The 22,076-nt window shown below is 44.2% G+C and carries 14 protein-coding genes; 6 read left to right on the plus strand and 8 right to left on the minus strand.

The window, feature by feature from the left end; genetic code table 11:
• Positions 1-5 precede the first annotated feature (5 nt).
• Together M3180_RS16225 and M3180_RS16230 are read left to right on the plus strand one after the other, a co-directional pair.
• Entirely contained in the window at positions 6-713 is a 708-nt protein-coding gene (locus tag M3180_RS16225) for an ABC transporter permease (RefSeq protein WP_251669414.1), read from the plus strand.
• A gap of 356 nt (positions 714-1,069) precedes the next feature.
• Positions 1,070-2,944 carry a glycosyl hydrolase family 18 protein gene (locus M3180_RS16230; RefSeq protein WP_251669416.1) on the plus strand — a complete coding sequence of 625 codons (1,875 nt, stop codon included), beginning with the start codon at positions 1,070-1,072 and terminating at the stop codon, positions 2,942-2,944.
• A gap of 455 nt (positions 2,945-3,399) precedes the next feature.
• Here the strand turns inward: M3180_RS16230 and M3180_RS16235 are convergent, their stop codons facing one another.
• The 5 genes from M3180_RS16235 to M3180_RS16255 all read right to left on the minus strand — a co-directional run bounded on the left by M3180_RS16235 (position 3,400) and on the right by M3180_RS16255 (position 9,473).
• Positions 3,400-4,059 carry an SGNH/GDSL hydrolase family protein gene (locus M3180_RS16235; RefSeq protein WP_251669418.1) on the minus strand — a complete coding sequence of 220 codons (660 nt, stop codon included), beginning with the start codon at positions 4,057-4,059 and terminating at the stop codon, positions 3,400-3,402.
• A gap of 90 nt (positions 4,060-4,149) precedes the next feature.
• Positions 4,150-5,478, minus strand: coding sequence for an extracellular solute-binding protein (locus tag M3180_RS16240; protein ID WP_251669420.1), 1,329 nt, complete (start codon positions 5,476-5,478; stop codon positions 4,150-4,152).
• 128 nt (positions 5,479-5,606) lie between these two features.
• Positions 5,607-6,008 (minus strand): response regulator, encoded by a 402-nt coding sequence (locus M3180_RS16245; RefSeq protein ID WP_251669422.1) that lies wholly within the window; start codon positions 6,006-6,008, stop codon positions 5,607-5,609.
• Positions 6,008-7,771, minus strand: a complete 1,764-nt coding sequence (locus tag M3180_RS16250; protein ID WP_251669424.1) for a sensor histidine kinase — start codon at positions 7,769-7,771, stop codon at positions 6,008-6,010. The genes M3180_RS16245 and M3180_RS16250 overlap by 1 nt, the downstream gene beginning before the upstream one ends.
• 259 nt (positions 7,772-8,030) lie before the next feature.
• Positions 8,031-9,473, minus strand: coding sequence for a SpoIIE family protein phosphatase (locus M3180_RS16255; protein WP_251669426.1), 1,443 nt, complete (start codon positions 9,471-9,473; stop codon positions 8,031-8,033).
• A 525-nt stretch (positions 9,474-9,998) separates the two neighbouring features.
• Here M3180_RS16255 and M3180_RS16260 point away from each other — a divergent pair.
• The 3 genes from M3180_RS16260 to M3180_RS16270 all read left to right on the plus strand — a co-directional run bounded on the left by M3180_RS16260 (position 9,999) and on the right by M3180_RS16270 (position 17,247).
• Entirely contained in the window at positions 9,999-10,385 is a 387-nt protein-coding gene (locus M3180_RS16260) for a GntR family transcriptional regulator (protein WP_251669429.1), read from the plus strand.
• A gap of 15 nt (positions 10,386-10,400) precedes the next feature.
• On the plus strand, positions 10,401-11,792 hold the full coding sequence (locus M3180_RS16265; protein WP_251669430.1) for a DUF5808 domain-containing protein: 1,392 nt from the start codon (positions 10,401-10,403) through the stop codon (positions 11,790-11,792).
• Positions 11,793-12,165: 373 nt separating this feature from the next.
• A complete protein-coding gene (locus M3180_RS16270) occupies positions 12,166-17,247 on the plus strand; it encodes an endo-1,4-beta-xylanase (protein ID WP_251669432.1) in 5,082 nt (1,693 codons plus the stop codon).
• A gap of 286 nt (positions 17,248-17,533) precedes the next feature.
• Here M3180_RS16270 and M3180_RS16275 read toward each other — a convergent pair whose 3' ends face one another.
• The gene (locus M3180_RS16275) at positions 17,534-18,934 is read right to left on the minus strand and encodes an ABC transporter substrate-binding protein (RefSeq protein WP_251669435.1); all 1,401 of its coding nucleotides are present in this window, start codon (positions 18,932-18,934) and stop codon (positions 17,534-17,536) included.
• 360 nt (positions 18,935-19,294) lie between these two features.
• On the opposite strand from M3180_RS16275, the gene M3180_RS16280 reads away from it, so the two are divergent.
• Positions 19,295-20,086: a helix-turn-helix transcriptional regulator gene (locus tag M3180_RS16280; RefSeq protein WP_251669437.1), complete on the plus strand. Its 792-nt coding sequence runs from the start codon at positions 19,295-19,297 to the stop codon at positions 20,084-20,086.
• Positions 20,087-20,200: 114 nt separating this feature from the next.
• On the opposite strand, the gene M3180_RS16285 is transcribed toward M3180_RS16280, so the two are convergent.
• A complete protein-coding gene (locus M3180_RS16285) occupies positions 20,201-21,115 on the minus strand; it encodes a class I SAM-dependent methyltransferase (protein ID WP_251669439.1) in 915 nt (304 codons plus the stop codon).
• A gap of 150 nt (positions 21,116-21,265) precedes the next feature.
• A complete protein-coding gene (locus M3180_RS16290; protein WP_251669440.1) occupies positions 21,266-21,853 on the minus strand; it encodes a cupin domain-containing protein in 588 nt (195 codons plus the stop codon).
• Between the last annotated feature and the right edge of the window lie 223 nt (positions 21,854-22,076).

Here is a 22,076-nt window from a genome sequence, read left to right on the forward strand (position 1 = left end):
GAGTTATGATTCTACAAGCAAATGGAATAGGTTCATTCATGCAATACTTGAGTGACAATGCATCCAACCTGCTTCAACTCACACTTGAGCATATTGTCATGGTCATATGTGGCCTGGCTCTTGCATTATTAGTCGGAATTCCTTTAGGCGTCCTATGCACTCGCTCCGAGAAGCTGGCCTCTGTTATATTGGCAGCAGCAAATGTCATTCAGGTTATACCAAGCTTAGCATTGCTTGCGATTCTGATGATGTTTCTTGGGCTAGGCTTTAAGACGATTGTTGTTGGCTTATTCTTCTATTCCTTACTGCCAATCATTCGAAATACGTATGTTGGCTTAAAGGAGATTGATCCGAATATCAATCAAGCCGGTAAAGGCCTAGGTATGAATAACTGGCAGCTGCTTATTAAAGTTCAGCTTCCGCTCGCCCTGCCATTTTTAATGGCTGGCTTCCGCGTCGCTGCGGTTATCGCCATCGGGGTTGCTACCCTAGCACCATTAATTGGTGGTGACGGCTTAGGAAGAGAGATTTATGCCGGACTCAATATGCGTAACAGTCTTAAAATTTATGCCGGTGCCATTCCCGCGGCTCTGCTTGCCATAGTAACGGACATCGTACTCGGCAGATTGCAGGAAAAGTGGAAGGCTAAGCATAAAAAACCAACGATGAAGCAAGATGCTGCTGGGCAAGATCAGGCAACAATGTCCGCATAAGCATTTACGCTCTTATTGGATCATCTGAAAAGCATCAGCGACTTAAATTCTAGCTTTTAACTAACTGGGAGGCAGCCTCGATAGAGGCTGCCTCCCTTTATTATGAAAAGCTACTCCACAACAAGCTGCTTATACTCGGCTGCATATATAATAAATTTCACCCTTACAAGCGAAAATTCCCCCTATTCAATACGAGTAAAGCTACAGCACAATAGAACTACAGACGAGAAACACAAATGTATACAAAGTTACCAGTTACATACATTTTGTGTCATTGTCTTCGTTTTCAACCATTCACTACATCGTAGAGTTCTCTTTAGAAATGCATTGTCAAATCGAAGGGAGAGATGTTTGTAATGAATTTGGTTAACCGTAGTAAAAAATGGTCTACTCGTATGATGCTCATGTCCGTATTACTTCTAATTGTAAGCGCTTTTGGCCCAACGTCATTTGCGGCCACTGCAACCTCGCAGCAAGATAATAGCTACAAAATTGTTGGTTACTTTCCTTCCTGGGGAGCCTATGGACGCAATTTCAACGTTGCGGATATTGACGCCTCCAAGCTGACACACATTAACTATGCTTTTGCTGATATTTGCTGGAACGGTACACATGGAAATCCTGACCCAACTGGCCCTAACCCTCAAACCTGGCCATGCCAAAATGAAGCTGGTCAAACCATCAACGTACCAAACGGTACAATTGTGTTAGGTGATCCGTGGATTGACGCACAAAAATCATTTCCAGGAGACACATGGGATCAGCCCATTCGCGGCAATCTGAACGAGCTAATTAAGCTAAAGCAACAGCATCCACATTTGAAAACGATTATTTCGGTAGGCGGCTGGTCGTGGTCGAACCGCTTCTCAGACGTAGCGGCATCCGATGCGACGCGTAAGGCCTTTGCCCAATCAGCGGTTGACTTTATCCGTAAATACCAGATGGACGGCGTTGATCTCGATTGGGAGTACCCGGTAAGCGGTGGCTTGCCTGGCAATAGCTACCGTCCAGAGGACAAGCAAAACCATACGCTTCTACTACAGGAAGTACGTAATTATTTGGATGCTGCGGAAATCGAGGATGATAAAACGTACACGCTAACGATCGCTTCCTCTGCTTCGCCGAGTTACGCTGAAAACAATGAGCTGGATGAGATTGCTGAGATCGTCGATTGGATTAACATTATGACTTATGATTTCAACGGTGGCTGGAGTAATCAAAGCGCGCATAACGCTCCACTGTACCTTGATAGTGCAGCCATCGCAGCTAATGTAGAAAATGCAGCCACGTTTAACGCGGACAGTGGGGTACAAGGTCATCTTAATGCAGGCGTTCCAGCTGAAAAGATTGTACTTGGACTTCCGTTCTATGGTCGCGGCTGGGCAGGCTGTGCACCAGGGGCCAATGGTGATGGACAATACCAGCCATGTACGGGCACACCTGCGGGAACTTGGGAAAGCGGCGTATTTGATTACGGCGATCTCGTTGCCAATTACGTCAACAAAAACGGCTTTGTCCGTTACTGGAATGACGAGGCGAAAGTACCTTATCTATACAATGCCTCTTCAAAAACGTTTATTAGCTATGACGATTCAGAATCCTTTACGCATAAAGTTAATTACATTAAATCAAGAGGCCTCGGCGGCGGCATGTTCTGGGAGCTGTCATCCGACTGCCACGTTAGTCCGCAATATAGCTGCAGCGGCACGAAGCTGCTGGACGTGTTGGCTGAGCAATTGAATAACGGCGAAGGTCCAGACCCTGGTGGTCCTGGCACAGGAGATCCTGACACCACCCCTCCTACTGCTCCGACGGGTCTAACCGTTACAGGGAAAACGGCAACCTCGATATCACTAAGCTGGACAGCATCAACGGATAACAACGGAGTAACCGGCTATCAGGTATTCAGAGATGGCACGCTTGTGTCAAGCCTAGCGGGTACTAGCACCACGATCAATAATTTAACGAGCAATACTACTTATGTATTTACAGTAAAAGCGCGCGATGCGGCCGGCAATCTCTCGGACGCAAGCGCTCCTCTAAGCGTTACGACAGACGAAGCAGCTACACCAGCTTGTCCGGTAGCCGAGTGGAATGCTAGTCAAATTTATACCAGTGGCAACCAAGTGGTCTACAATGGAATCATCTATGAGGCGCAATGGTGGACGCAAGGTGAGCGCCCAGATCTATCCGGCGAGTGGGATGTGTGGAGAGTGATCGGTTCTTGCTGACGCGACGACTTATGGCAGGATGAAGTAACTAGAGCTGATAAAAGCTGAAAGTGTGACAAGAAATGAACTCAAAACGGGATAGGCAATGTGCCTATCCCGTTACTTTGTCTGCTCTCGAATGGATTTTCTAAATTATGCAGAGTCGTATGTACTCTCTTAGACTTAAATAGACGACTGCCTCCTGTATGTATCCATCCACTTAAATGCTTCAAGTAATAAACTCATTTATTAAACCAGCCATCAGCTGTTTTATTAATCACACTGAATATATAGGCTGCTAACTATTCAAGCAGCTAAATATATATGCGGCTAAATATATATGCGGCTAAACTTCCGAGCCTAATCTCCTCTATCTGAGCCAGCTAGAAGCAATTCTTTACGCTTGTTAGCTTGTTAGCCTGTTGCTCATTGACTTGCTGCTAACTCCGATACCACGTTGCTGTTATACTTCAGGTTCAGCTATTCAGACAGCCGCTCCGCCCAACAACCTCAAGCCAGCGCTCAGCAAGCAAGTAATGTCCGGCAACCGTTGGATGAATACCATCCCATAGCCAAGCCTCCGCTTCCTTCCGCTTTACCGCCTCGTCAAACACGTCCTGCAGCGGTACGTGTATCGCATCAAATTGCTCAGCAAGCTGACGAACCTTCCCTTGATAGTCCATAATTAATTCGTGCCACATGGCAAACTGCTGCTCAGTAGCTTTTGTCTTAAGTATGAATGGCTCACATAGCACGAGCTGCGTATTCGGCAGCACTTCCTTCGTCTCCTCCAGCAGATGACGATACACGCGCTCAAAGCGATCCGTCACACCGCCCGCATCGTTGTGAACAATGCGCCAAGCATCATTGACCCCAACCAGTATACTTAGAATATTCGGCTTAATGCTAATCGCGTCCTCATTCCAGCGTGCATACAGATCCGATACTCGATCTCCACTCACTCCGCGATTCACAAAATGTGGATTGCTTTCCGCATGCTCACTGCCCAGCTTGCCCGCAATTATATAAGCGTAGCCGTGTCCGAGAATATGATTCAAGTCATTGCCTCGATCCCGATTGCCATCCGTAATCGAGTCCCCTTGAAATAAAATAACCGTATTAGGCTTCATTGCCATTCATTCCTCCCTGGAAAGCGTTTCGTCCTAGCCTCTCATCTCATTGTAGTACGAATGGGCTGGAAGGAAAAGCTAGCATACCGTCTAGTTTTATTGATTAATCGCCTGCTCATGTGCTTCGGAGAACTGCTCTGGCGTTGCAGCCTTGCCGAATAGCGCCTGGATCTGATTCAAGTGCACCTCTGCTGTATCTGCTTCTAGCTGTACATCGGCATATAACGTAATGCTGCTTGCATTGTTCATCTCGTTAAATAGCTCGACATATAGAGCTGGCAGCTCCACACTGCCGGTATCGACCTTCGTTGCCGGAATAACACCTGCATCAGTTACGGCTATTTCGCCCCATTTCTCAACAAAGTAAGCGACAAAGTCCTTCGCTGCATCCTTCACTGGAGAATTCTCAGCTACGAACAGCCCTACTCCAGGACCGCCTACCCAGCTATCCGCGTCACCAGCACCACCTTCAACGACAGGGAATTTGAAGAAGCCTACTTTAGCCTTAAACTCCTGTGGCACGTCTTCGTTAGCAGTAAAGTTCGCAAGCTCCCATGTCCCCATCAAATACATCGCTGCGGTTTCATTATAAAAATCAGCTTTCCCCTCGTCGTTGGAAAGTCCGTTAAAGCCTTTATTGAACGCCTTCAGGTCTACAAGCTGTTGAACCTCACTTGCCGCTTGCAGCAAGCTATCCTGCATATACGTGTCCTTGCCCGCTAATGCACTGGAGAACACCTCTTGCCCTGCAATACGATCTGCAAGATACATATACCATAGCGAACCTGTCCAGCGATCCTTATTACCGAGTGCAATCGGTGCGATACCATTAGCTGTAAGCGTCGCAATGACTTGCTTAAACTCGGCATAGGTTGTCGGCACTTCAAGGTTGTGGTTAGCAAAAATCTCTTTATTGTAATAAATCGGAGCAATATTAAACTCTAATGGCACACCGTATGTTTTGCCGTCTACTTGGAAGGCATCGGTCGTTCCTGACACGAATTGCTCGCCTAGACCATTGCCAAGCAGGTCGTCAAGCGATGCGAACAGTCCCCCCTCTACATACGGCTGTAAAAAGCCTGCTGCCCAGGTTACGCCTACATCAGGCAAGGAGTTCGAGGTCGATAATATTTTTAGCTTGTTTTTGTATTGCTCATTATCAAGCACTTCGACCTTTATCTTTACGTTCGGATTGTCAGCTTCATATTGACCAATAATGTCATTGACCACATTGTTCTGTGCTGTGGAAACACCGTCTGGCCATAAATGCATAAAGCTTAGCGTGACCTTATCACCTGAGGCGTTTTCACCTTGACGATTGCTTGCTGCATGGCTGCCTTCTTTTTTCCCGCTACTGGTACCACAACCAGCAAACACAACAGTTAGGCATAGGACAAGCAGAAGCATCAGCTTTTGTGTTTTCATCTTGATCTCCCCTTTAACTGAAATCGTGTACACTATATACTGCATCAATACCGCGCAATAAACTTCTACCTTCTGCAAGTTTGTACTGGTTGAATAAATCCATTATGATCCCATTCGAGTTTAACGATCTAGTTCATTCTCTTCTGCTCTATTCTCTCTTCTCTTCGTAATAATGCACGCTGAACAGCTTCAATAATGACGGTTTTCTCAATCGGCTTCAGCAAGTAATCCACGGCATCGAATTGAATCGCTTTTTGCGCATATGAGAAGTCCGAGTAGCCCGATATGAAGATGCACATCGGCTTCCTGCTCATCTCATTCAGCCGTTCTACCAGCTCCAGACCTGACAATCCAGGCATCCGAATATCGGAAATTAGTACATCGATCTCATATGTCTCGAGCAGCTCTAATGCTTGAAGTCCATTCTCTGCTAGCCTTATCTCATAATCCTCGGTTAGCCAGCCTTCCATTACTCGTTTAATCCCTTCTCGCGTACGCGGCTCATCATCAGCAATGAGTAGCTGTAACATCAATTCATCCCCCTAGATTGAACTGGTATGTGGAAGCTCACTTCTGTCCCCTGCTGTGAGCTTTTAATCGACAAGCCTTCGGTTTTCTCTCCAAATGACAGCTTAAGTCGTTGATGCGTATTTTTCAGTCCAACACCAAGATGCTTGTCTTGCGTAGCTCCCACCTGCAGCGAGCCTTGGGTTAGCTCATGCGTGACGCGATGCAGCTGCTCGCTGGAGAAGCCAGGTCCATTGTCCTTTACCGTAATCACAAGCTGCTGAGCGGAGTTGCTGCTAACCTGGATGCTCAGCTTGCCGCGCTGCAGACTTCGCTCAATGCCATGCTCAATCGCATTTTCAATAATGGGCTGTATCATCAGCTTAGGAATCGGAATGGTTTTGTACTCATCTGCACAATCAATTTCCCATTCGAAACGATCCATAAGCCGCATCTTCATAATGAGCAGGTAGCGCTCCGCATGCTCCAGCTCGGCTCCAATCGTCACCCATTGATCGCTGTCCTGCTTCGTAATGACATAACGAAATACACCACTCATTGCCACGATTACCTCAGCAAGCTCAGATTGACCATTCTCCTCCAGCTCCCAGTAAAAAGCCTCTAGTGTATTGAACAAAAAATGCGGATTGATCTGGGCCTGTAATGCTTTAAGCTCCGTTTGACTTTGCAATATTTCTTTTTCATAGACGACTTGGATGAGTGCCTGCAAGGAATCCACCATTTGATTGTATGTATTATTAAGCTCATTAATTTCAATAGAGTTGCTAGTTTCATCAATATGCTTAAGCCCTCCACCGCCGAGTCTTGCTCCGCGCATCGCCCGTATTAGCTTTAGAATAGGTCGGCTAATTCGATCGGCAATGAAAAAGCTTAATATTAAAAACAATATGCTGCTGACGATGAGTGAGATGATGATCGTGGAACGAAGCAGTGCCAGTCCTTCGGTTGCTTTCGTCACAGGTGTCATAATGCTAAGCTCCCAGTCCGCCATCGCGATACTACGCTTAACGTTAAAGTAGCTGCGTTCGTTAATCTCAACGACATCCATATCCCCCGTCGCTTCAGGCAAGGTAACAGCTGCGCTTGCATTGGTGAAAATAACGTTGCCCAGCTGGTCAGTCAGCCACAAAAAGTCTTGATTCTCACTCTGCTCCATATCTGCAACAGAGGATAAATCGAACAACGAGGGGTCGACATGAACGACGAGATAGCCAACATGCTGGAACGACTGATTCATCAAGCGAATATTGCGTATGGTCACAATACTGTTACCGAATCGCTCACTGTAATTCGTCCATACAAGCTTCCCCTGTGCCAAATTCGATAGCGTAATCAATGACTGGGAATACCGTTCATTCAGCCGCTCATTGCTAATCGGCAAGTAGCTCTCATGGTCTAGCGTATAGATCTCTATCGCCCTGATTCCGACCTGATAGGCCTCCAGCTTGCGCACCTCCTGCTGCAGCAGCTGCAACTGGTCGAAGCTTGCTTCTATGCCACTGTAGTCGTCCTGCATCATTGTCTGGACAAGCGCATTCGTCGCTACCTGCGAGGAGAATGTATCAATTTGCTGCATAAGCAGCTCAACATTGGCAATCGACTGCACCGCCGTATTGTTCATATGCTTCTCCGCATTTGTCTGCAGCAGCTCACTTACTTGGACATTGATATAAATTCCTACCGTTAATAGAATCACTAGCATCATACTTGTATATACAACAAACATTTGCTTACGGAACGTATTAAGCTTTGCCCACTGCCACATCGCTATTCCTCATCTCATAAATGATCTACTAATCTAGTTGTTCTAGGAAAACTTCCTACCACTATATAAAATTTAGTAAAAAAAGATATAAATTACAACCATTCATCACACTTTAGGCAAAATAAAACACCATTCCTTGCTGCTTGTATGATACGTCGATACAAGCTAGTCAAAAAATGGTGCTTCCTCTTCCTATGTAATTTGCACTGTAACCACGGAAAACAAACAATTGTCCGCGCATTAAGATAACGCCTACCTCTTATGCTTCCTCTTCCATACGACAAACTGTTAATAAGGGCAACCACGTAATCACGTTGTTTTTGGTATAAGTGGAGAAATTGTCTTGGCTTTCCCTGACATCAACCTGCAGCTGGAGCTGCTGAACAGCATGTAATGGCTGGCAACCATAGCTGAAGGATGACATAATACTCGAGCCAATTGGATTAGAACCAGCTGCATAGGAGGTGCTTCCTTCATCATCTACAACCATACACCGAACCTGTCCCAAAAGCCCCCATTCAAGCTCAGCTTGATCAAGATCGATAGAGATTACTCCCACATGAAGCAGCATATCATCCTTTAATGCACCTGCAAGCTGCTGCTTCAGTCGATACAATATCGCGTCTGAAGCATAATATTCCTCGGCATACGCTCGAAACATCTTGAGTATGGCTGACATAACAATTGCGGCAGGAAGCTTATTGCCTGATAGACTGCCTCCAAGCATAACGATACGTCTAGCCTGCTCATCATATATATGGAAGAATGTAGTTCCACCTTGTAGCTCATGGCTCTGCCCTTTAATAGTCCAACCGTCAAAGCTCAGCTGCTTATCAGGAAATAACTGCTGATCCTGTAAATGATTAAAGGTTACGGTCTGTTGTCCAGCTTCATAAGGGGATACGATAGGACACGGCGAGAGTGTATCTGCGTTCTTTATATCTAATCGATACAAATTCACTCTCATCCGATTAAGATCTCCCATAAGATAAGAGGATGCCACGTAAACCGCAGCAATCGCCATCGTTATAATAATAGAAGAACTAGCGATAAGTACGGGCCAGTTCGGCGCAACCCCTTGTTCGATCCCTTCGTAGTTATGCCAGAACACACTGATTAGCATGAACAGCAAAATGCCGATAACGATAAACTTGATTCGATTGACCACATTGTATATACGAGGCTGCAGCATTTGAACGAAATGAAGCCGCTTTACCTCTTGCAGCAGAATCCATTTCAGCATGATGGCGTGAATGATTGCAAAAGCTACAAAGGTAGACAGATCCAAGAAAAGCCCTTTCCAAAACTGCATCAGCTCTTTCTCTGGCCAAGGCGGCAATCCCGCAGTGTACAAACGATACGTTTGTGCGATAGTAAGCCCTGCTAACGCGTAGACCCAAAATACTTCACTAGGCAATGACGTGAAGTGCAGCCACACGTCATTAGCCTCCATTTCAGCTGTATCCTTTTTAGCTAATTTAGCTGCTCGTGTTAAACGGATATGCGTATATAATATGAGAAAAGTAAGCAGCAGCACGTAACCAATACCTACTCCGAACAACGTACGTTGAAATTGTTCAGTTGACCCATAGCTCACAAATTCATTAGAAAACAGCATGCCTGCTACAACGATAAAACCAATACCTCCATACATTGCGTAGCACTTTACGGCTAGACTCTGGTGCATCGAATGTTCCTTCATCCTTTTATCCCCACCTGTAAGCCAATCTATTATTATTCCATTTCAAATCTTATTGCATCATGAATAGGATCAAGCTCCAACCAACTTAGGTCATACATTTCACTGTTAGACCAATCCTGCTGCCGAATATATACATAACCATTATTTAAGCACTTACTATAAAGTTTAGCTCCAGCTCATACTGAAGCCGATATCGTCTCTGTAAGTATGGGTATCGAATTGAGTACGTTCATGATGAAGGGCTGTCGTAACAGCTTGCTCAGATGTGTAGTACAGAGGAATTGATGCTCTTATCGCATCATGATAATTGAGGATTTTCTACCTATATCCCATTATATCACGGACATTTTAGAAAGTAGATACTCCGCTTTATACATATATGCACCCTCTCTATTCCGTTTCGTAAATGATAATATTTATGTTTTATTGCCAAAACCTTCCGAGATGTGCTTAAGCAGCCTTGCCTTTAAGTATTGTTTGTATTAATATATATAATACTTAAGTGTAAAAGGAGCGTAGATTGTCATGCTCATTTCCTTGCAGCTGGATAGCGCAGTCCCACTTTATGAGCAGCTTCGCAATGAAATTGTGCTTGGTATTGCTAAGGGTAAGCTTCCAATTGGTGAGAGGCTGCCCACCGTTCGTCAGCTTGCTGAGGATCTAGGCATTAACACGATGACCGTGAATAAGGCATATGCCTTATTAAAGCAAGAGGGCTATATTGTCATCGATCGACGTCATGGAGCTAAGGTTAGCGGTCAACTCGCTCATCCTATTCATGCAGAATACGAAGCAGCGCTTGAGAAAAATCTCGAGCTGATGATCGCTGAGGCTGTCGTACATGGCATGACGCATGAGCAATTTCAGAAGCTATGCGAAAATACATTTTCACAGATGAATATCCAATCTTAGACAAGAGGTGATTCTATGCTGATGAGCATTATTTTTACTATCCCAACCATCATCCTATTCCTCGTTATCGTCTTAACTTACCGTTCAGTCGCTACCTATAAAAATGGTATGCTGTTCGCCGTTACATTACCGCCCGAAGCAATGGAGCATCCAGAGCTGCAGCAAGTCCAGTCACAATATAAGCAGCAATATAAGCGTGTCTGGCTCTCGATGCTGATTGCTTATCTCCCCTTCTTTGCGATGTACAATTGGACTGCTTTTCAAATCATTTACTTTCTACTATGGACATGTACTTTTGTTATCGTCGTTGTCTTTCCTTTTCGTAGAGCATTCCGAGCGACGCTCGAGCTTAAGAGACAGCAGGACTGGTTTGTCGGGAAAAAGCATACGATTCAAGCTGACCTGCGTGCAGCACAGCTGAAAAATAAACGAACGGCACCGTTTGGCCTCTTTATACTGCCGCTGGCACTAGGTGCGCTGTTAACCTGGTGGATAGGAACACAGGATACTCAGCTGTACAGCCTAGGGTTCGGAGCGATTGGCATTACCTTGCTGTTCCTTGTCATTATGCAGCTTATACGCCGCAGCAAATCTACCGTTTACAGTGAAAACTCTGATATTAATATCGCCTTGAATCAATCCAAGCGCAGATCATTATCCTATTTGTTTTTCTTCCTTGCACTAATAGAAAACCTGCACTTTTATCTCATTGCGATGCTTCTTCTAAATGAGCAGGAGGCGATGTCTCAGCTATGGCTGGCTGTCACCATCTCATTCTCGATTCTTCCGATACTGCTTATTGCAGGTGTATACCGCAGCATCCAAACGGTGCAGCGTGATATGCTGGAGCTGGATGGTCAAACCGTATATAGTGACGACGATGAGTATTGGGCTAATGGCTTTACGTACCATAACCCGTACGATAAGAGCTTAATGGTTCCGAAGCGAGTCGGTATAGGGGAAACCATCAATACCGGTACAACTGCTGGAAAGATCATTATGGGTGGCGTAGTGGTGTTGCTTGTTGCAGTGATCGGTGGTGTTTCTTTCTTGCTGATTCGTTCTGAGCTGACGTCACCATCCCTTACCATTACTGCCGAGCATGACATTGCGATTGATTATCCGATGTATTCCTTTACGTTTGATATGGAGGAGATTGAGGAAGTCGAGCTCGTTACTTCTATTCCTTCTGGAGCGAAGGCTAATGGCGAGGCTACGAATAAATATGCCCGTGGTCACTTCCGCTTAAGTGAGCTCGGTAAAACGAGACTGTATGTGTTCAAAAATAATCCTCCTTATATCCGGCTGAAGCTAAGTGATCAGTATGTATTCTACAATGACATCGATCCTGAGGTGACGAAGCAGCTGTTCGAGCAGATCGAGCAAGCCATCGAGGCGGCTAGATAAACTTGGCGTGAACTAGGGAAGCATTATTTTCATACATTGCACCAAAATGCCAGCAGCCTTCGAGCGATACGCTCGAAGGCTGCTGGCTTTGACAACACTACATGTTTTTTAGTTTAATTGGTTATCTTTCTTTTAATGCTCTATCTAATTCACTATATAAATAATTTTTTTAGAGATAGTCCTCTAATAAGTCTATTTAAGATAGAAATATATCATAGATCTTAAATTAACTTTAAAAAATGAAGTAAATTGTAAAGTTATTCCGTTAAAACCAGAAATCTATCTAGATATAATAATGGTTAGGAAATGTTTAGCATTCTTAAAAATGGAAGCGCTTAATATTTCCATATTTTATCTAGGGGGAATGAATCAGATGAAAGGTAAACTTACTAGATGGGTCTCTGTGCTAATGATAGCGGCACTGCTGATTCCATCAGGATGGCTTGTGCCATCAGTTGCAAAAGCTGAGTCACAGGATATTCCTGTCATTCTGTATCATCGTATTGTCCAGACACCATCGAATGAATGGACAGACACTAGTATCGATAAGTTTAAAAGCACGATGCAATACCTCCATGATCATGGCTATACAACATTGACTTCACAGCAGTATGTGGAGATTTTAAGCGGAGAGGCTACAACGATACCAGAGAAGCCTATTCTGCTAACCTTTGATGATGCAACACCAGACTTTGTAACAAATGCGCTTCCTATACTGGAAGAGCTGGATATGAATGCTGTACTATTCGTCGTTACAGATTGGATTGACGGTGACTACAGCATGTCCAGTGAGCAGCTTCAGAAGCTCGCTGATGATCATCCAAACGTTAGTATTGAAAACCATACTGCGAATCACGAAAGTGACGGGTATTGGAAAAACGTAAACCAAGCAGATGCATCTGCGGCCATTGCCAAAGCAAATGCTGATCTTAAAGCAGTAACTGGCAAGGATCCATTGCTATTTGCTTTCCCTTACGGCGACTATAACCCAGCAGTTCAAGCGGCAGCTGAGGAAAACGGCATTCACTATGCGTTCAAGGTAGGCTACCCGAACAGCGGTAACTATGCAATGGGACGTCATTATGTGATGATGAACACTACGCTGTCTGAACTTGCAGGTTGGATAGGCGGACCGGCTCCTTCACCTGAAGCTCCTGTGGAACAGGACCCTGTTGTCGTGTACCACGAAACCTTTGAGAATGGTCAAGGCGCTGCTACGCAGTCAGGTGACGCTAAGCTATCTGTTGTAAACAAGGCTTTTGACGGCAACAGCGATGACGCTGCGTTGTACGTTGATAACAGAACAAATGACTGGGATGCGGCTGATTTCCCATTCGATAAGCTTGGATTAAAGAATGGAGAAACATACCAAGTAACTGTATCCGTCTATGTAGATGAGGGCGTTGAAGTACCAGAGGGCGCTCAAGCCTTCCTACAAACCGTATCCAGCTACAGTTGGTTGGCGGGTGTGAATTATACGGCAGGCAATGCAATTACGTTAAAGGCTAACCTAACTGTAGACACGGAAAATGATACTGCGCTTCGCGTACAATCTAATGCAGTAGGGGCTCCGGTTCCATTCTACATTGGCGACATCCTTATCACACAACAGCCTAAAGAAGTGGAAGAGCCGCAAGAGGTTGTCGTTTATCATGAAACCTTTAAGGACGGTGCTGGTGTTGCAACGCAAGCCGGCTCAAATTTGACAGCGGTTTCAGATGTTGTGTTTGAAGGCAATGAGGATGGTCATGCCATTCATATTACTGATCGCTCAGCAAACTGGCATGGTGCTGATATTCCATTTGATAAGGTCAATATGGAAAACGGTAAAACCTACACCATTACAGTCAAAGGCTATATCGCTGACGATGTTACTGTCCCAGCAGGGGCACAGGTACTCGTACAAAATGTAGATATATATCAGGGCTTATATCTACAAGCAAATATGGAGGCTGGAAAATCCTTCACAGCAACAGGCACTCATACAGTAGACACTACGCCAACTGAGGATGGTACGTTCGATCGTGCGTTCCGCATTCAGTCTAACGATGCAGGCGCTAATGTACCTTTCTACGTCGGTGACATTGTTATTACAACGATGGCTGCTTCGGAAGAAGAACCAGAAGATAATCGTCCACCAGCTAAAGAGTTTACTCCAATCACATTTGACGACGAGCAGTTCGGCGGATTTGTTGGAAGACACGGTGATGAAATCTTAACGATTACAGATGAAGCGAACCATACTGAGGATGGAAAATTTGCGCTGAAGGTTGAAAATCGCAATGAAAATTGGCATGGACCTTCCTTGCGCGTAGAGGAGTACGTTAACAGAGGACATGAGTATAAGATTTCAGCATGGGTTAAGCTGATTTCTCCAGCAACAGCACAGCTCCAATTGTCTACACAAGTAGGCAACGGTGACGGTGCTAGCTACAACAACCTGCAAGGCAAAACGGTAAGTGTAGACGATGGCTGGGTTCAGCTAGAGGGAACGTACCGTTACAGCAGTGTAGGTAATGAGTACTTAACGATTTATGTGGAAAGCTCTAACAACAGCACGGCTTCATTCTACATTGATGATGTAACCTTCGAGCCTACAGGCACTGGAGTTGTTGATATCGAGCGTGATTTAACTCCACTGAAGGATGTATACAAAGACGATTTCCTAATTGGTAACGCAGTATCTCTCGGCGAGTTCGATGGAACAAGACTTGAGCTGCTAAAACTTCATCATAATCTTATTTCCGCTGAAAATGCGATGAAACCGAGCTATGCCTATGATGAACAAGGAGAGTTCGATTTCACTGCTGAGGATCAGCTTGTACAAAAAGCGTTGGATGAAGGCTTTAAGATTCACGGTCATGTGCTCGTATGGCATCAGCAATCACGTGAAGCTCTGCACACTGGTGAGGATGGCAACCCATTACCACGTGAAGAGGCAATCAAAAACTTAGAAACACATGTTAAAACAGTCGTTGAGCATTTCGGTGATAAGGTTATTTCATGGGATGTCGTGAATGAAGCAATGAATGATAACCCTCCTAATCCGTCAGACTGGAGAGATTCATTACGACAATCTGGCTGGTTACAAGCAATTGGCGATGACTATCTAGAGCTTGCTTACCGTTTCGCCAAGGAAGCCATTGATGAAAACGGCTGGGATATTAAGCTTTACTACAACGACTACAATGATGATAATCAGCGTAAAGCAGAAGCCATCTATCAAATGGTGAAAGAAATTAATGAAAAATATGCTGATGAAAACGATGGAGAGCTACTCATTGACGGAATCGGTATGCAGGCACATTACAACCTAAATACGAATCCAGAAAACGTTAGACTTTCTATGGAGAAATTCATTTCCCTAGGCGTTGAAGTCGGTATTACTGAGCTTGATATTACAGCAGGCAGCGACAACGTCCTAACTGAGCAGCAAGCACAGCAGCAAGCGTATCTCTACGCACAGCTGTTTAAGCTGTATAAAGAAAAGGCTGAGCATATCTCTCGCGTCACACTATGGGGCTTAAATGATGCGACAAGCTGGAGAGCAGCACAAAGTCCGTTATTATTCGATAGAGACATGAAGGCTAAGCCTGCATATTATGCGGTTCTTAACCCTGAGAAGTTCATTGAGGAGTATGATGGCGGCGAAGATGTCGAAGCGAATCAAGGCAAAGCACTATTCGGCACACCAACGATCGATGGTGAAATTGATGCAGCATGGAACAACGCTCCAGCATTACAAATCAATCGTTATCAGATGGCTTGGCAAGGAGCAAACGGTATCGCTAAAGCGCTATGGGATGAAGATCATCTATATGTATTGTTCCAAGTGAGCGATTCCAACCTAGATGATTCTAGTGCGGATGCTTGGGAGCAAGACTCAGTAGAAGTGTTTGTAGATGAAAACAATGAAAAAACAACCTTCTTCCAAGGAGATGATGGTCAATATCGCGTAAACTTTAAGAACGTAGCATCATTTAATCCTAGCAACATTGATGAGGGCTTTGAATCTGCTGTAAGTACGAGCGATGCTGGATACACAGTAGAAGTAAAAATCCCTTTCAGAACCATTACTGCGCAACACAATACAGAGATCGGATTTGACCTTCAGATCAACGATGGTCAAAACGGAGCACGTCAAAGTATTGCGACATGGAACGATTTGACAGGTCAAGGCTTCCAAAGCACATCTGTATTTGGTAATTTGACGCTTGTTACTACGCTTGATGAACCTGGCAGCAATCCTAATCCTAATCCTAATCCTTCGCCAGGAACAGTGACTACACCACCTGCAGATAACACCGACCCGAACGCTGTCGTTCCTGAAGTTTCGACAGTAAACAATCGCGTAGTTGGTAAAATTACTGCAGATCAGCTGAAAAACACATTAGCGAAAGCAACCGCTGATGCAAATGGTGTAAAACAGCTTAACATCGAGCTTTCTAAGCAAGCCAATGCAACAGGCTATGATGTACAACTGCCGGTTCAAGGCTTGCAGGACCAACAAGCTGTGTTCACCATTACAACAGAGTTTGGAACAATTACGCTTTCAGGTGAAGCATTGCTTAAAGCAGCTGGTGATGCTGATCAATTAACGATTCGTATTACTCCTGCTTCAGCTGATGGCTTGAATGAAACAGCACGCGAAAAGGTTGGCGACCGCCCAGCGGTTCAAGTAAGTCTGTTGGCAAACAATAACGAAGCTGTTGAATCGTTGAATGGATTAACTATTGCTATTCCGTACACACCAAGCAATGAAGAAAACAGCAACACCGATAACCTTGTTGTGCTGCGTATGGATAGCATGGGTAACACTACAGTCGTTACTAATGGCCGCTATGATGCTGCCTCAGGAACTGTTGTATTCGAAACAAACGAGCCAGGTAGCTTCGCTGTTGCTTATGCATCCAATAGCTTCGAAGATACTGCAGCTGTACCATGGGCTAAGCAAGCTATCGATGCTATGGCGGCACGCGAAATTATTAATGGCGTATCTCCTAGCAGCTATGCGCCTCAGCAATCTATTAACCGTGCTGACTTTATTACGTTACTAGTTAGAGCTCTTAATCTGAATGCCGAGGTTAGCGACGAGTCAGCATTTAGCGACGTAGAGCAATCTGCTTATTATTACAATGAGCTTGCTATCGCTAGAGCGTTAGGCATCGCTTCTGGTTATAGCGATAACAGCTTCAAGCCAGGAGAAGAGATTTCTCGTCAAGATATGATGGTATTAACAGTACGTGCGCTTGCCGCTGCCGGAATAGACTTGAATGCAGATGGCTCATTAGCTCAGTTCTCTGATTCTGACGATGTAGCAGCCTATGCACAAGCTCAGGCAGCTGCACTTGTAGATGCAGGCATCATTAACGGTAAAAATGGAAAAATTGCTCCGCAGGATTCACTGACTCGTGCAGAAGCAGCCGTTATTCTACATCGCATCTGGAAGCTGTAATCGTTAGCAGTCGTATCTTCACAGCGTAAACAATAGAAGCCGTTCCTTATGAGGTGCCCATGCACCTAGTATAAGGAACGGCTTCTTTGGCTCATAAGCTGCTTGTCAGCGACGAGCTTTCCATTTACCACCATATATGACGCTTGTATCTCTACGTAAATACAGGAGGCGCCTCACAGGTCAACATGTGACCTATAAGGCGCCTCCTGTTTATTTGCTCTATGCTGCTATCGTACATAGAATATCGGTGACAGGCTCCGAACACTTCATCATCTTTTGCGCTTGACTAGTTCTGCCACACCTCATCAACAGCTGCTTGGAACGGCTCCTTGTACGTCTCCACTACCGTAGAAACAGATACACCTTGTCTCAGTTCATCAACAAATGCATAATAAGGCATCGAAGGATACGCATCAATTCCTTCTATAATACGGAAGCTTTCTCCAGCCAATTGAGCGTTTGCCACATCCGCTTCATTTTGGAACCATTTCTCTAGATCAGCTTGACGTGGATAATCATAAATCGATTCAATATCGTAAATTTTCTCCCATAGGTAAACAATTTGATCTGGGTTCTCGACTGCTTTTGGAATGGTGTAATAGTTAGGAATCGTGTTGAAGGAATGATATTGCGAGCTGTTAGGTCCTTTAGGGAATGGCAGGAAGCCGATATCATATTCCGCCATATCTGTGTTAAAGGAATCCATCTCATAATCCGCAGCAGCAAACATCAATGTGTTCCCTTGAATGAAGAATTGCTTCGGCTCCGTCCAGTCGCCTCCCTCAGTTGGTCTTGCAACGGCTTCCGTTGCCATACGAGAGATAAAATTCAAAGCCTCCAACGTCTTAGGATCCTCTAAGTTTTGCTGACCATTAACAACCATATTTGTTTCATTAGAAGATAATGCTTGAATAAGAATAGAGTCCGTTGCTAGACCCCAAGTATCGATTTTTCCATCGTTGTTGGTGTCCTTGTTACCTTGCTTCGCTACTTCAATAAATGTATCCCAATTCCAGTTATCTTCATCGACATATTCCTGTAAGTCCTTAATGCCAAGCTGATTCATTAGCGTACGGTTATAGAATACGCCTTGACTTGCTCCAGCTACTCCGATACGGAAGCCATAGCCCTTCCCGTCATATTCAGATAGCTCCTTCGTATATTGAACAACAAATGCATTGTCATTAATTACATAGTCATCGAGCGGCCAGAATAAATCCTGCTTAACGAGTGTAGGAATCATCCACGGTCTTGCAAGCCTAATAATATCACCTAGCGGCTCTCCAGCCATTAAAGATGCCTTTACCTTATCTTGATACTCACCGTAGTCAACAACAACGTATTCCACGTTGAAGTTATGCTTTTCCATTAATGCATCTAGATTTTGCTTCATTTGGATCGAATCAGGGCTAGTTTCCTGAATCGACTCATCATACCAGGACACAAGCTTTAATGTTCTACCACCCATGTCAAAGTCCATCTCAGGTGTTACATTTGGATTAACCGTAGCCTCAGGCTCATCAGCATCCCCTTCATCCGTCGCTTCGCTAGGCTCTGGCGTTGGATTCTCCGTATTTTGTACGACATCATTGTTGCCTGATGTGCTTTCTCCTCCATTACTGCTGCAGGCTACCATAAAAACTAACATTAAACTGCACAATACTACCATTAATTTTCGTAAGCTCATTTTTAGTCCCCCTTCTCTTCAGTCGCTAAGGCAGCGCTTTCATGATTGCATACGTTCATTACTTGAACTATTCCACGTATCGCAAAAAACTAACGATCACGGGAGACGATGTTGTTTACTGCCCACTTAGCAATCACATACAAATTATATAAATGCACCCTCCTAGTAACCATAGAGAATCTAAAGATTATTTGTAATATTTCAATATTGTTTTATTTAGCAACCCATTCGCAGGCTAAACAATGTTCTCACAGGTTGTATTGTGAGGTGATCATAGTAAAATAGTTTACAACTCACCTGCTTACTTGCTCATTCACATGTTTAATGGATCGTGAACTTCTACAAGTGAAGGAGGTATCGATGATGGACTTTGAAAAATTTGAATATTTAACCCCTAATTTATTTTATTTCGTAGAGAGAAAGGACTCCCCAGATTGGCAAATTCCAATCCGGCATAATCACTTTCACGAGCTTTATTTCATTATTGGCGGAAAGTCAGCCTTTCACGTAAACAATCAGGCATTTATCGCTGGGGCCAATGACATCGTCTATATCCCCGGAGGCAGTATCCGTGAGGCTTATACCTTTAAGGGAAACCCGATGCACAGCTTTGCTATTAATTTTCATTGGCTTAACGACAATCATGTACATCTACCGTTCGATATCGTCTCAAAAAATAAAATGAATACGGACATCCTTTCTTATTTGAAAGAGCTTCATCATCTGCAAACCAACAAAACAACCTTTTGTACATTTAAAGAACGGGCGTTATTCATGCTGCTGCTAAATCAATTGTTTCAAATACATTATTATAAGACTCAAAACAATATTGATCCGAGAATAAAAAGAGTCACCGATTATATCGAATTGCATTATGCAGAATGTATTGAAATCGATAAGCTCGCACATATGACTAATCTTCACGCCGTGTACCTAGGGAAGCTGTTTAAGTCGAATACCGGCTTCACGATTAAAGAATACATCAATCGAGTCCGTATCAACCGTGCCGAGCAGCTGCTTTCTAACGGCAACCATAGTGTGTCCGAGGTCGCCGGACAGTGCGGCTTTCAAGATATATACTACTTTAGTAAAGTGTTTAAGAAGACAAAGGGCTATGCTCCCTCCATCGTAACCAAAAAGCAAATTATATAATAAAAAAGAAGCGTCCTTCAGCCAGATAATATCCATGGCAGGAGGACGCTTTGCTTTATGAAGCCTAGCCTATTCAGTTGGTATCATTCAATCAAAGTGATCAGTGGAAATCAGCTATCGCTTTATAGCATGAATGTAATGGATCGTTTCAAATGCTGATAGATCATCTGCTCGAGAGCCAAAGTATCGTTCTTGAATCATTGAAGGTGTAAGATGCTCGTATATAAGTAAGCCCGCTTCCTCTAACAATGCCTCAATCTCAGCATACGTGTAACAGGATTTCATCGCTTCCCCGCCGGCAGCGGCCATTTTCAACATATTGTCAACGCGATTATGACGTCCTTTTTCGGTAAATAGATGTTCATCCGCCAGATCTAAAACGATAGAGCTGCCTGATGGAAGCTGAGAGAACAGCAACTGCAGCAGGCTTGCAAGCTCATGCTTTGTTATATAATATGAAACACCGAGTAAGCTGCAGAATGTTTTTCTATGAGATAATCCTGCACGGTATAGGTCATCAAGTCTCAGCTGCTGACTAAAGTCCATCGGAACAAAATGAAGATGACTTGGAATGACGAAGCCCGCCTCCTCTAATCGCTTCTGTTTAAATAGCTGTGTTGAAGGATGATCAATCTCATAGATCGCTAATGTCCCCTCCAGCTCGGGATGTCTAAAACAAAAGGTATCCATCCCTGCTCCAAGAATGACATACTGCTCTATGCCTAGCCTGAGCTCATTCATTAGTACATCTTCACAAAAAGCTGCACGAGATAATGGTGTAGAAGACAGCTGGACCTGTGTAATCCAACGCAAAAGTTCATCTGGATGATCCTTGTGCGTCCTAGCAAGCTCAGCATTAAAGAAAGATATCCCGTTAATCATGCTGCTGCTAATCGCTGAAAACTCGGATGAAGTGATTAGCTTCGTCGCTAGCTTATCATCAAAAATTTTAGGCTCGTCATAGCGACTATGATACGCACGAGCAAAGGCAGACACTAAAGAGGTGATACTCGATTCATTAGCTTTCATTGCAACCTCTCCTTGACATAAAAAAAGATTCCCCTGGCCAGGAGAATCTCATTATACAGCTTAAATCAATAAATGTAAATTATAGCATATTTTAACTTTTTTGTCAAGTGTTTTTTGCGTCGTTAGCGATATCACGATCAAATAGCTAACCTATCGCTTATTAGCTTTGCGCATTGAGGCCGAAGCTGCAGCAGCTGGTCTTGTTTGCTGTACGGTGCCGAAAGGGTGCTCCGGCGGTGCATAGAGCGTATATAGCTTAAGCGTTTTGTTGCCAGTATTAATTAGATTGTGCCAGGTTCCCGCAGGTACAACGATCGAATCATCCTCGCGCACATACCTTTGAATGCTTAGATCATTTGGGCTGTTCCCCATTTTAACGACCCCTTGTCCTTCCTCTAATCGTAAAAATTGATCGGTATGATCATGCTTTTCCAATCCAATCTCTTCACCTGGGCGAAGGCTCATTAACACAAGCTGCAAATGATTCCCCGTCCATAATGTATTCCGAAAATACGTATTTTGTTCCGTTGCATCATCGATATTTATTACTAATGGATTCGGCCCATAATCCTTTAAGACGACATCTCGATACGTCTGCTCAGCCTTCTCCGCTGCATCATTCCAATCCGAATCTTTCCAACGATCGACAGGATAACTAACACAATTCCAATGACTCCCATTCCAATACCACTGTACTGGAGGGCAGTACCAATTGTCACGCTCATAGGGGGAAAACATACTCAAGCCTCCTCTAATATATGTTCCCTTCATCCTATGTTCTTGCCTAGTAACAGGTACACGTGACACAAAAAATGGGCTCATTGCATTAGAGCTAGTTTGGAGCTAATTTGGAGCTGCTTCGATGTTAAAAAGAAACCTGCTATCTAGTCATATTCGCACTAGCACTGTTGTTGGGTTGGTAAAGGTTATTGAAGCATTTAAAGCTAAGCAAGCCTGGTGA

This window comes from Paenibacillus camelliae, assembly GCF_023715345.1.
Classification (GTDB): domain Bacteria; phylum Bacillota; class Bacilli; order Paenibacillales; family Paenibacillaceae; genus Pristimantibacillus; species Pristimantibacillus camelliae.